This window comes from Phytoactinopolyspora endophytica (genome assembly GCF_004138495.1).
In the GTDB taxonomy this organism is placed as follows: domain Bacteria; phylum Actinomycetota; class Actinomycetes; order Jiangellales; family Jiangellaceae; genus Phytoactinopolyspora; species Phytoactinopolyspora endophytica.
Genome location: NZ_ML142850.1, coordinates 334290 through 347194 on the forward strand (window position 1 = coordinate 334290; position 12905 = coordinate 347194).

The window sequence follows — 12905 nt, forward strand, 5'->3', positions numbered from 1 at the left end:
CCAGCGCCTGCATCGACCCGACCGAGTCGGACAGCGACGCGTGCACGTCGACCAGCGCCGCCGGCACCGTGTCCGGCGTGGCCACGTCCGGCTTCAGCGAGACCGTCTCCCGCTCGTTGACGAAGCTCTCGTACTGCGGGCCCATCCAGAAGGCGAGGAACTGCTTCGCCGCCGCCTCCCGCTCCGCGTCGCCGCTCTTGAAGGCGACCAGCGCGTTGGCCTGGTCGGGGATGAACGTTCCGACGTTGCCGGACGGGGAGATCGGGAAGAAGCCGATCTTCTCGTCGAGCTCCTCGCTCGACGCCTTCGCCTGCAGCTGGCCGAAGAACGTGTTCACCTGGATCACCATGGCGGCCTCGCCGGCGAGGAGGGCGTCGCCCTGGTCCTCGAACGTGGCCGTCGTGATGTCGTCGTTGAACAAGCCCTCATCCACCAGGTCGCGGTAGGTCTGGATAGCACCGAGAACAGTCTCGTCGGAGAACGTCTCCTCGTTGGCGTTGATCCGGTCCCATAGACCGTCCTTCGCGGCGTCGGCGAGCTGGACCTGGACCCACCACTGGGTGGCCCACTTGTCCCCGCCCATCTCGTAGAACGGGGTGACGCCCTCCTGGCCGAGCGTGCGGGCGATCTCCACCATCTCGTCGAAGTTCGACGGCAGCTCGGTGATGCCGTGCTCGTCGAAGACCTCCTTGTTGTAATACACGCCCTCCACGGCCGGGCTGGTGATCAGCGCCGCGTACCGGGTTCCGTCCAGGATCCCGGTGATGTCCTGCAGCGTGGGTTCGAGTTCGTCGATCCACGGGGCGTCGTCGAGCGGTTGCAGGTTGGTCGGTGCGTTGATCGCCGTCAGCATCGACGCCGTCGGCTGCCAGAACGCAAGGTCGGGCTTGTCGCCTGTCGCCACACGCGTCTGGATGCCCTGCTCGTACGGGTCGGGCACGGTGACGATCTCGATCGACGCGCCGGTCTCCTCCTCGAAGGCCGCCGCCACCTCCTCCGGGATCATGTTGCTGTTCTGCGCCGCCCAGATGGTCAGCTCGACGCCGTCGAGGCTGGCATTGGGGTCGATGTCGGCCTCAGCGGTCTCGGCATCTTCTGGTTCCGTGCCCGCGTCGTCGTTGGACTCCACCGACGGGTCGCTGCAGGCGGCGGCCAGAAGTGCCAGGGCCGCTACCAGGGTGGTTCCAATCCAGGGTTTCCTCATCGAACTCCCCTTCTCGGGTTGATGGGTGCGTCGTGGTCACGACCTCAGGTGGGCGTGAGCTCGATCAGCCGCGCGGCCGGCTCGTTGCCGGACGCGGCTGCGGTGAGTACGCCGAGCTCGGGATCCCAGGTCAGTTCCCACCTGGGCAGTTCGGCCGGGAACGCGATGTCCTCGCGGACAGCGTGTCCTTGCAGGTGTGGCAGGTTGAGCGATACCTGGCCGGCGGTACCGTCCCGCCGCCAGATCGCCAGATACGTGCGGTCCCGGCTTGGTTCGGCTACCCGGAAACCCACCGCGACCCACGGATCGGACCAGTCCGGCAAACCGATCGGCCAGATCGGGACCGCGCGGGTCAGCTCGGAACGGATGGCTCGATGGACCGTCACGCCCTCACTGACCAGCCGGATCTGCTCGGCATTCATGCGGTCCAGGTGGCCGGTCAGATACAGCCGGCCGGCCAGTCCCGTGACCATGGTGAAGGCGATCTCTTCGGGCGACATCTCCGGCTGCGGGTAGGCCCAGTTTCCCGCCTGCTCCGGCAGCACGGACATGGGCGCGGACGCCGCGATCGGCGGGTAAAGCAGCGGGTTGCGCTGGTCGCTGGTCGACTGCAGGTGCAGCCGGGAGAGGATCGCGTAGTCCATGCGCATGGCGCCGGACGCACAGTTCTCGATGACCAGGCCAGGGTGCCGGTCGAGGGTCTCGTCCAACCAGGCCAGATAGGCGCGGTTGTGACCGAGCAGGCCGTCGCCCGGAGCGGCGGCTTTCACCTCGGTGCCGACGCCCGGGTTGATGTTGTAGTCCAGCTTGAAGTAGCCGACGCCCAGCTCCCCGACGAGCCGATCGACGACGCCGGTCAGGTGCGCCCACGCCGCCGGGTGCCGGAGATCCAGGTGGTACCGGCCATGCTCGGCCACCTTGGTACCCGCGTGCTGGAAGAACGCCTCGTCGGGCAGCTGGTCGACGATCGGGCTACGGGCCCCGACCACCTCAGGCTCCAGCCACAGTCCCGGCACCATGCCGGCGCGCCGGATCCGGTCGATCACCTCGGTGAGGCCGCCCGGGAACCGAGCCGTTGCCGGCTCCCACGCTCCGACGGTGTCCCACCACGGGCCGTCGTCGTACCACCCGGCGTCGATGCAGAAGTACTCCGCGCCCGCGCTCGCCGCCGCGTCGATGAGCGGGAGCAGGCGCTCGGTGGTCGGGTCACCCATGAGGGTGTTCATGTAGTCGTTGAAGATCACGGGCAGGGCGTCGCGGGTGGGATGCGGCCGGACGATGGCGCGCCGGTAGCGGGTCAGCGCGGCCATCGCGCCCTCCAGGCCACCCACGCTGGACACGGCCACCCCGACCGGGACCGTGGTGAACTCGTCACCGGGTTCGAGGACAAGCTGCCAGTGGTGGTCGGCGTCGGTGGGCCCGGAAGCCAGCAGATAGACCCCGTTGAGCCGCTCGCCGATCTCCCATCGCCAGGCCCCGTTGTGCTCGATCTGCCAAGCCACGGCCGCGCCGCTGGACTGGTCGGTCAGAACGCCGCCGGGCATCGCCTCGCCGGTGGACCAGGTGCCATGGCTCACGGCGGAGAAGCATCCGCGCGGGTTCGCCTCGTGCAGCCCCAGGTCGAGATCGGGTAACCCGACCTCGCGCACGGCGTCGCGCCGCCACCGGCCTTCGGCGAGCCAGTCGCTTCGGCCCTGGTAGAGCTCGAGATTGTCCACGTCGACGGCGCCAGCCGGGAACGGTGTACCGGCGAACGAGCTGATCGACTGCACGGTCACCGGCTCGTCGCCCGTCGCCCGAACGCGAGCCCAGGTCCGCGCTGCCGGCAGCCCGTCAACTGTGCTGAACACGGTGTCCACGGTGAGGCCCGTCGCGTCGTCCCGGGACGTGATGTGCAGCTCGGTCCAGCCGTCGTTGCGGAGCTCGTGGTGACCGGCGTAGCGCAACCGCGCTCCGATCAGCGTTCCTACCGAGCGGCTGCCGGACCAGCTTCCGCCGTGGCCGACGGCGCGGACCTCAACGAGTGGCTGGCCGCTCCCCGGTGTATCCCCGTCGGGAACGTCTCCAGTGTCGGGCGTTGTCGCGACGGTGGATTCAGCCGCCCCGTCATCGAGGCGGGCCAGGCGCGGCGGTGCGTCGTCGGAGACTGCCACGACGACGCTGAGCGCCGCGTGGCCCCAGTGGATGGCGGTGTCGGTCGAGCTGGATGTCGGCACGGCACGTCCTCCATGGATCGTCGGCTCGATGCTGGGGATTGTTAACGCTCACGTTCGGCGTCGTGCTCAAAATGATAAGGTTTTCATAGCGCATGTCAACAGGCCCACGAGAGATCGAGTTGCCGAACCGTCGCGGCGTGGACGTGCATCTGGTGCCCGGAACCAAGGTGCGTCCGAGGGATCAGCAACCTCCTGCGCGACGCCCGCCGTCCGCCCGGCACGGCTGATACCCATCAGCGATGCGCCAGTTCGACGGCACGTATCAGTGCTGGTCAGACCGGCGGCGGGCCGGCGCTTTCGCGGATGACCAGCCGCGGCTGCCTCGCCGAGGTCATTGGCGACGACCTGCCCTCGATCAACGCCGCCACCAGATTGAAAGAGCGCTGGCCCAGTTCGGCGAAGTCCTGCTCCACGGTCGTCAGCGCGGGCGCCCAAAGCTCGCCGAGCGGATGCCCGTCGAAGCCCACCACGCTGACGTCTTCCGGTACCCGCCGGCCGACGTCGCGGAGTCCTCGCATCAACCCGATGGCGAGCTCGTCGTTGCCGCACAGCACCGCGGTCACGTCCGGCCGATCGCCGAGACTCCGCCCGTGCTCGTATGCGCGGCGCGGATCCCAGCCGGCGTACATGACCTCCGGAATCTCGGCACCGGCCTTCGCCAGCGCCCGCTGCCAGCCCGCGGCGCGGCCGGCCCGGCGGCCGGACGTCGGGATCGCGACATGGTGCACGGTCCGGTGTCCCAGGCCCAGCAGGTACTCCGTGGCCTTGACCGCGCCCTCGATGTCGTCGAGCGTGGCGTGTGGGACGCCGGTGCCGCGGCTACCCGACGCCGCCACTACAGGTACGCCCTTCGGCAGCGCCCGGACGGCCGCCACGCCCGGCGGATCGAACTTCAACACGATCATGCCAGAGACAGGGTTCCGCAACGCCAGGTTGACGGCGGAGGCGACGGCCGCGGGTTCCTCCGACTCGATCACCGTGATCATGACGATGAATCCGGCCGCGCGGGCGGCCTCCTCGATGCCCTGGATCGTCACGGCGTAGCCGTAGCGCGTGGTATCGCTGGCAAGGACCGCTATGACGGATTGATGCCCCTTGACCAGGGCCCGCGCCGCCCCGTTCGGCCGATAGCCGAGCTCCTCGATCGCTGCCAGCACCCGCTCCCGGCGCGCCGTGCTCACCGGCACCGAGCCGGTGAGCACGCGCGACACCGTCGGCACCGATACGCCGGCCAGCTTGGCGACGTCGGTGATGGCGGGGGCACGTGTGGATGGTCGTGGCATCTCACCGCAAAGCTTAACCAGCTACGCCTCTTCCCGGCGTCAGCCCGCCGAGGGTAGTGAAGAAGTCGCACCGCTCTTGCGCTTTCTCAGCGCGACGGCGGCGACAATGCCGGTCAGCGCGATCACTCCGCCGGCGAGTCCGTCGATGATGTAGTGGTTCGCGGTGAGGACGATCGCAGCGAACATGAGGATGGGCATCGCCACGCCCAGCGCCTTCGCCCAGCGGCTCGTCGTGAGAGTCGCCCAGGCGATGCCCATGAGCAGATTCCATCCCAGGTGCAGACTCGGCATGGCCGCGTACTGGTTGGTGAACCCCGGCGGCTGCAGGACCCGGTAGGCATTCGTCTTATCGGTGACTGTGTCGATGAACCCGTAGTCGAGCAGGAATCTGGGCGGCGCCACGGGGAAAGAGGCGAAGATCACCAGCCCGATCGCACCCGAGATGAGCAGGGCGTTGCGGAACAGCGGGAACGCGGAGCGGTGCCAGAAGAGCACCCACAACAGCGTTCCGACCACCACCGGCCAATGGCCGTACATATAGATGCCGTTGAGCACGTCGACCAGCCAGCCGTGATCGGTGACCCGCGCCTGGAGATCTGCCTCGACGAAGATCCCGACAGTGCGTTCGAAGCTGACGATCCGTTCGGCATTGTCGTACGCGAGCTCGACGCGGTTGTCGATGAGTCCACGGACGAGGAAGTACAAGAAGACCGCCGCACCGACGATCGCGCCCTCGCGAAAGAACGCCCGCGCACGGAACCTGAACCGCCCGGCGCCCGCGGGGGCCACGGACCGGTCGGCCACTGTATCCGCGGCCTCGGGCGCGCCTGCGGAAGGCATCTCCCACGGCCGGGACTCGCGGACGCTCACCGAGCCCTCATCCGAGGGGACCAATCCACGTGCCCCGGCGTTTCACGGTCACGCTCGGCCGTCTGGCCGGCCGGCCGAATGCTGACGTACTCGCCTCGCATGGTCCATCGCCCCCGCAGTCTCATGGACCTCTGCTACCCCGATTCAACAACGTCCGGCTTCGAGGTCCCTCCCCTGTAGCCATGATCGAAGATTAACTATTCCACGGGAGGGGTTCCTGTCGCAGCGAGTTTTTGGTCACAGCGGCTCAGCGGAGCACAGCCATATCGGTCTGGCTTGCTGAGTGCGGGTGACGCTGATGATCAGGCTGAACCCGATAGACGCCACCCGCACTCAGCGGGCACGGGCGGTTAGTGATGAACGCGCGTGCGTATGCCGTACCCGTATGGGAAGAGCGGGTCGTAGTCCTCGTCGCCGATGTTCATCGGCACCTGCTCCTCGCTTCGCGGCCAGGTCATCGGTAGCTTCCCGGCGAAGGGCCGCTCTCCGAAGAGGACGTCCGCCACGCCCGCGCCCTCGCTCCCCGGCAGCCACGACGCCACCAGCGCATCCATGGAGCCGAGCTGGTCGGTGACGATCTGCGGACGTCCGGAGACCACGAGCACCACGCACGTCTCGATCTCGGAGCACACCTCGTCAACGACCTCCTGGTCACCGGGCTGCAGGCTCAGGGACTTCTCCTCCAGCTGCTCCGGTGTGCAGAACCCGCACTCCGGTCCGCCGACATCGCCGAACCCCTCCGCATACGGCGTCTCGCCAACGACGACGACGCCCACATCCGCGTCGTCCATCGGGGCTGACGCATCCAGGCTGTACGTGACCTCGGCGTCGGGTGCCACCTCCTGGATACCCTCCAGGATCGTGGTACCCGGGATGATGTCGCCCGGCTCCCCCTGCCACGTGATCGTCCAGCCACCGGCCTGGTTGCCGATGTTGTCGGCATTGCGGCCCGCGACGTAGACGTTCGCGTCCGGCGCCAGCGGCAGCGCCCCGTCGTCGTTCTTCAGCAGGACCTGAGAGTCGGCGACGGCCCGCCGTGCGAGTTCCCGATGCTCTGCGCTGCCGACCTCGTCCAGGTTGTCCGTCGTCGCGTACGGCTGCTCGAAGAGCCCGAGGTCGAACTTGGCGCGCAAGATGCGGCGGACGGCGTCGTCGATGCGTTCCTCACTGACTCGCCCGGCGTCGACCTCCGCGAGCAGAAGATCCTGGAACTCCTTGGCAGTGTTGGGCTCCATGAACATGTCGGTGCCCGCGTTGACGCCAGTACGCACCTTGTACGGGGTCAGACCGGCGTCGTCCGGGTTGTCCGGATCCGGGATCTGGTGGATAGCCTCCCAGTCCGAGATGACAAAGCCCCGGAAGCGGTGATCACCCTTGAGCACGTCGGTGATGAGCTCGCCGTCGGCGTGGGTCTTGATCGGGTTGCCTACGCCGTCCTCGGTCCAATCGATGCTGGAGAAGGACGGCATGACGCTGCGCACGTTGTGTCGCCGGATGGCGGGACGGTACGGCGCGAGGTGAGTCTCCTCGAGCTCATCCCGGCTGGTGACGACGATGCCCTGGTCGATGGTGTACTCCTGCTCATCCCAGGGTTTGCCCTCGTTCTCTTCGGCGGTCTCCTCGTCGTACTCAGTGCCGCCGTCGCCCACGTAGTGCTTGGCAGTAGCGACGACGCGGTCGTCATCGATCGGACCGCGGCCATGGCCCTGTAGGCCGTCGATGACCGTCTCCATCCGGGAGACCAGTGCCGGGTCCTCGCCGAAGCTCTCATACGTGCGTCCCCAGCGTTCGTCGCGGGCGACACACAGGCACGGCCCGAAGTTCCACGGGATTCCGGTGGCCCGTACCTCCGCGGCCGTCGCCCGGCCGATCTCTCTTGCCAGGCGGGGGTCGCGAGTGGCGCCGAGGCCGATGTTGTGCGGGAACACCGTCGCACCGTGCACGTTCGCGTGCCCATGCACGGCGTCGATGCCGTAGATGAGCGGGATACCCAGTCGGGTGCTCAACGCCTGGCTCTGGAACTCGTTGACCATTTCCACCCATGCCTCGGGCGTGTTGGGTGTCGGCGTCGACCCGCCTCCGGACAGCACGGATCCGAGGCCCCACTCGGCGATGACAGAAGGGTCGTCGGCGACGGCGCCACGCTCGGCCTGGGTCATCTGGCCGATCTTCTCTTCGAGCGTCATCCGGTCGAGCAGATCCTCGACGCGGCGATCGACCGGCACCCTCGGATTGAGATACGCCGGATCGGTTGAGTGGTGTCCCGAGCCCGAACGTGCCGAGCTCGAAACGTCTGCTGCCGAACTGCCTGAGTCCGTGCGAACGTCGTTGGCTGAACCACTGACGGACGGGATCAACGACATCGTCAGAATGCCGGCCCCGATGAATGCAATAAGCGAACGGGATCGCATGTCACCCCTCCAGTTGAGGCGATCCGTACGCCGGCTTGGCCAAGACCTGGCGATCTAGTGCCCGTCATCCTCGCGTTACGATCTGATGTCGTCAAGGTCTCTTTATGTCTTGTTAACGCACTTTCTTCGTTGGCTCGCGGAAAGTACGGCAAACTGCGTCACAGCTGCTCGCTGAAGCGCCATCGAGGACGTGTTTTCGTTAGGTTGAGGGGATGCCGAGCAACGACGACGCTGTCACCATCCGCCGCGCGGACCCTCGAGACGCCGCCGCTGTCGCCAAGATCTGGCACGAAGGTTGGCCCGACGGCCACCTTGGTCATGTTCCCGACGAGCTCACCGCCGCGCGCACCAAGAAATCGTTCGAGACCCGTGCCGCCGATCGTGTCGGCGACACGGTGGTCGCGGTAGTCGACGACGACGTCGCCGGTTTCGTCATGGTGGTCGACGACGAGGTCGAGCAGGTCTACGTGTCCCGGCACCACCGCGGAACCGGCGTGGCCGCGCTCCTGCTCGCCGAGGCCGAACGCCTCGTGGCCGGGAATGGCCACGAACGAGCATGGCTAGCCGTCGTCGCCGGCAACGCCCGAGCGCGCAGCTTCTACGAACGAAACGGATGGACCGACGGAGGACCCTTCGAGTACCCGGTGGAAACCGCCACCGGCCGCATCTCCGTTCCGGCCCATCGCTACGTCAAGCGCGTCGCCGGTCATCGAACGCCGTGACCAAGACGGCCAGACAATCACGACTCTGACGGACGTCGTTGTGGCTGCCGTGACCGTATCTCCATCGCTAGAGACACCAGCTCGGGAAGCCAGCGATCGTCGGTCAAGAGAAGCCGTTGCGCCTCGGCCGCTTCTACAGCACGGACGTCGACGACCTGTTCCCCGTCCGTTGGCGACGTGGGGGCAGAATGGAGCGAAACGTCGGCGGTGCACCACAGCCATGCCTTTTCCGGGTGTGGCTGATGTGGACGATAGGGTGCGGGGCGGTCGCTGACGCCGTGATGCGCGCCCACCCAGAGCAGCGGGCTTTCGAGCCGGGCGCCCGCCTCTTCTTCCAGCTCCCTCGCGGCGCAATCTTCGATACTCTCGCCGGGCTCGCGAGTTCCGCCGGGCAAGAACCATACGCCCCGGTCGTCCTGGCAGACGACGATCCGGTCGCGAACAAGAGCTACGACGTGCACGTTCGTGACCAACTCAGCGGCGGGAGAGGACGTCGAGAACGACCCGTCGAAACCAGCCCATTCCCATCTCTGTGGAGCGAAGAGCAGCGGATAACGGTCCGTCAGATCACGCTCGAACTCCATCATGGAGAACCATGATGACATCGCCGGCGGCGGCCCTGTACGTGGGAGAGATCATCCTCAGAATTGATGCCTTGCACCTCCACGGCATCGGTGGATGCAGGCTCGTCTGAGTACGGCAAGGGGTGCTATCCGACGACGATCCGATCACCGCGGATATACCCCGTCTTGCTCGGTAGTGGCAAGCGTCTGTTCGCTGACGGAACTGTTCCCACCGCACTGCGACGCACCGACACCAGTTTACGACCGCCTGACACGGGCGGATCTTTGGCTCATTCTTGTGGGTGCGACGCACCACCAGACGACTCACGGATGACGAGCTCCGTGGGCAACACCACATCTCCGACCCCATCGTCCGAACCGTTGATCTGCGCGACCAGCATGGAGACGGCACGCACACCGTGCTCGTGGAGCGGCCATCGGACGCTGGTGAGGGGTGGAGTCAGGTAGGCGCAGATGGGGAAGTCACCGAAGCCGACCAGCGCGACGTCGTCGGGGATCCGTCTGCCGGACTCCTGGAGGGCATGCATCGCACCGACCGCCATCCAATCGTTGCCCGCGTGAAGCGCCGTCACGTCCGGCCAGCGTTCGAGCGCTTCCTTAGTGGCTCGGTATCCGTCCTCGGGCGTCCATGTCCACTCTCCAGGGTCAATATGTCTCGGCGCTTCGAGGCCCCGAGACGTGAACTCCTCCGAGAAGGCTCGTAGCCTCGGCAGCGGTTCACCTTCGGGAGTGGCGCCGGCGACCATCACCACGCTGGTGTGTCCGCTGTCGATCAGGTGCTTCGCAGCTTCACGCATGCCGCCACACTCGTCCGTCGTGACGGCTCCGACCTGGTCCAACGGCAGCTCTCGGGACTCCTCCCCCAGCCCGACGTACACCACCGGCGTGCGCCAGTCGGCGAGCTGCCGAGCGAGCCAGTCGAGGTTGTGCACCAAGATCCCGTCCACCTGGGCATCCCGTAGAACGCCGAAGACGTCGTATGACCCCGGTTCCACCACCGGTGGAAGGAATTTCACGGTGTGCTGACGCTGAGTAGCACCCTCGACCACGCCCACCATGACGTCTTCGAAGATCGGTAGTCGCAGCTTGGAGGGCGGGTGCCTCGTGACGACTCCGACTGTGAGGTGCCGCCGCCCCACCATGGCGCGCGCGGCAGAGTTCGGCACGTATCGCAGCTTCTCTGCGGCGTCGCGGATCCGCTCCTGGATCTCCTTCGACAACCGCAATTCGTCGCCACGACCGTTCAACACCAGCGAGACGGCGGTCGGTGACACGCCCGCCAACTTGGCGACGTCCGCCCTCGACACCGCGCGAGCCCGTGCAGTCACGGCCAGCAACTCCTTCATCGACACCCTTGACGGATGCTAGCAAGGACCGGCACGCTGCGGTGCTAAGAGCTGTTAGCACGCAATCGTGCAACGATATTCGTCCGCTCCTTCACCAATGTCCGTGGTTCGGCAGTCAGCGACGAGGTTGAGCATATGAACGACAAGCTCTGGGGACGGCCGGTCGACCGGCGCGATGATACGCGGCCGAACATCGTACTGATCTTGGCGGACGATCTCGGCTGGCGTGATCTCGGCTGCTTCGGCTCGACGTTCTATGAGACGCCGAACATCGACCGGCTGGCCGAGTCCGGGATCTCCTTCGTTCAGTCCTATGCCGCATCTCCGGTCTGTTCCCCTACCAGGGCAAGTCTGCTCACCGGCAAATATCCCGCCCGGGTCGGTGTCACCAATTGGATCGGTGGGCACGCCGTCGGGTCGTTGCTGGACGTCCCGTACTTCCACTGCCTGCCGCAGCAGGAGTATTCGCTGGCTCGGGCGCTCGGTGATGACGGTTATCAGACGTGGCACGTGGGGAAATGGCATCTTGGCGGCGGCGTGACCGCACCAGATCGGCATGGCTTCGAGGTGAGTATCGGTGGGACCTCACGGGGCTCACCAGCGAGCTACTTCAGCCCATACGGCATCGGCGACCTGGAGGACGCACCCGACGGCGAGTTCCTGACTACCCGCCTGACCGATTCCGCGGTCGACTTGATCAGCGACAGCAACGACAAGCCGTTCTTCCTCAACTTCTGGCACTATGCGGTGCACACACCCCTGCAAGCGCCGGCGGACCTGGTGGAGAAGTATCGGCGCAAGGCAGCCGGTCTCGGATTGGACGAGAACGACGTCGAGATCGGGGAGTCGATGCCGGCCTGGCATTCGCGGCCTGACCGCATCCAACGCCGCACCGTTCAGTCGCATCCCACGTATGCGGCCATGGTCGAAACCCTTGATCACAGCGTGGGGAGGATAGTCGAAGCGCTCAGGAGCGTAGGCAAACTCGACAACACCATGATCATCTTCACGTCCGACAACGGTGGCCTGTCAACAGCGGAGGGATCTCCGACCTGCAACGCTCCCCTCAATGAGGGCAAAGGGTGGATGGCTGACGGCGGCCTGCGGGTTCCGACCATCGTCAGCTGGCCGGGCCAGATCCCGGCCGGTGTCACGTCGGACCTGATCTTCTCCACGCCAGACTTCTACCCAACGGTGCTCAGCGCCGCTGGCCTCCAAGCCCGCCCGGAGCAGCATGTAGACGGCCTTGATCTGTGGCCGATGTGGCGAGGCAAACCCGGCGACCGCGGCCCGATCTTCTGGCACTACCCGCACTACTCCAACCAGGGCGGCACGCCCGGAGCGGCCGTACGTGACGGTCGGTGGAAGTTGATCAGGTATTTCGAGGACGGTCACCAGGAGCTATACGACATGGACCTTGACGTTTCCGAGCAGCGCGATCACGTCGCCGACCAGCCGGACGTAGTTGATCAACTCAGCCAGGCATTGAACGACTGGCTAAAGAACATCGGCGCACAGATCCCGCAGCCCAACCCGTACGCCGATGCCGGACCGTGGCCGGACGCTCGGAGCCAAGGATGACCAGTGGGTCACCGGATCAGCGCGCCGTGGCCGGTTCCGCATACGCTCGAATCTCGACGATCTCGGCCCTGGGAACGCCCCAAGCCATCTCCGCCACGACTCTGATCTCGGAGGCGTGAACCGGCTCGTCGAATCGGTGGACTCGATGACGCCGGCGATTACCGTGAACCCGCTCCAGGACCGTCCATGCGCCGTCCGTCCATGCTTCGATCCGGTAGTCCCGGACAAGATTGGGCACGGCGTTGAACTCCGTCCGGTGGTGGTGCAAGTTGATCAGATCTTCATTGACGTCGTCGTTGAAGGTCAGCCTGACTTCCCCGATACGGGCTCCATGTTCCCAGGACAATTGCAGCCACTGCTCCGCCTCGGGCAGCACCGGCCCGGAGGCCCAGAGATGAGGGCCACCGTACGGCCGGGTATAGCCGTCGAGAGCCTTCTCGGGATCGTAGGCGTGCGTGGTGCCGTCGATGCCGACGGCAAAGCAGATCCGTTGCGGCGTCAGGGATTTCCATTCACGTACCGGCTGTGGCCGATCCGCTGCCTGGCGAAGTTCCTGCCGGGTGAAGCTGAGCACGCCGTAGGGCGCCGCCGGGCCGGCGTGCAGCTCGATATCGGGGTTGGCACGGATGACGATGAACACGTTCCGCGGCTCGGCCTCGGGGACCGCCAATGGCACGGCGACGCGCTG

10 protein-coding genes are annotated in these 12905 nt (G+C 66.4%); 2 read left to right on the forward strand and 8 right to left on the reverse strand.

Going from position 1 to position 12905, the window contains the following annotated elements; all coding sequences use genetic code 11:
• The 5 genes from ELR45_RS04875 to ELR45_RS04895 all read right to left on the reverse strand — a co-directional run.
• Positions 1-1204: ABC transporter substrate-binding protein (locus ELR45_RS04875; RefSeq protein WP_205855989.1), on the reverse strand; the 1204-nt coding region annotated here is incomplete at its 3' end.
• A 44-nt stretch (positions 1205-1248) separates the two neighbouring features.
• Complete coding sequence (locus ELR45_RS04880) at positions 1249-3420, reverse strand: glycoside hydrolase family 36 protein (protein ID WP_129663905.1); 2172 nt, start codon at positions 3418-3420, stop codon at positions 1249-1251.
• Between the two features lie 272 nt (positions 3421-3692).
• Positions 3693-4703, reverse strand: coding sequence for a LacI family DNA-binding transcriptional regulator (locus ELR45_RS04885; RefSeq protein ID WP_129663907.1), 1011 nt, complete (start codon positions 4701-4703; stop codon positions 3693-3695).
• 39 nt (positions 4704-4742) lie between these two features.
• On the reverse strand, positions 4743-5573 hold the full coding sequence (locus ELR45_RS04890) for a phosphatase PAP2 family protein (protein ID WP_129663909.1): 831 nt from the start codon (positions 5571-5573) through the stop codon (positions 4743-4745).
• Between the two features lie 350 nt (positions 5574-5923).
• The gene (locus ELR45_RS04895; protein WP_205855990.1) at positions 5924-7798 is read right to left on the reverse strand and encodes a glycoside hydrolase family 3 protein; all 1875 of its coding nucleotides are present in this window, start codon (positions 7796-7798) and stop codon (positions 5924-5926) included.
• A 398-nt stretch (positions 7799-8196) separates the two neighbouring features.
• On the opposite strand from ELR45_RS04895, the gene ELR45_RS04900 reads away from it, so the two are divergent.
• Positions 8197-8706, forward strand: coding sequence for a GNAT family N-acetyltransferase (locus tag ELR45_RS04900; protein ID WP_129663913.1), 510 nt, complete (start codon positions 8197-8199; stop codon positions 8704-8706).
• Between the two features lie 17 nt (positions 8707-8723).
• Here ELR45_RS04900 and ELR45_RS42490 read toward each other — a convergent pair whose 3' ends face one another.
• Positions 8724-9311, reverse strand: coding sequence for an NUDIX hydrolase (locus ELR45_RS42490; RefSeq protein ID WP_420813808.1), 588 nt, complete (start codon positions 9309-9311; stop codon positions 8724-8726).
• Positions 9312-9559: 248 nt separating this feature from the next.
• Positions 9560-10618 (reverse strand): LacI family DNA-binding transcriptional regulator, encoded by a 1059-nt coding sequence (locus ELR45_RS04915; RefSeq protein ID WP_165367485.1) that lies wholly within the window; start codon positions 10616-10618, stop codon positions 9560-9562.
• A 153-nt stretch (positions 10619-10771) separates the two neighbouring features.
• On the opposite strand from ELR45_RS04915, the gene ELR45_RS04920 reads away from it, so the two are divergent.
• The gene (locus ELR45_RS04920) at positions 10772-12217 is read left to right on the forward strand and encodes a sulfatase (RefSeq protein WP_129663917.1); all 1446 of its coding nucleotides are present in this window, start codon (positions 10772-10774) and stop codon (positions 12215-12217) included.
• A gap of 16 nt (positions 12218-12233) precedes the next feature.
• Here the strand turns inward: ELR45_RS04920 and ELR45_RS36935 are convergent.
• Positions 12234-12905 (reverse strand): discoidin domain-containing protein (locus ELR45_RS36935; RefSeq protein WP_205855994.1); only part of this gene is annotated, 672 nt, incomplete at its 5' end.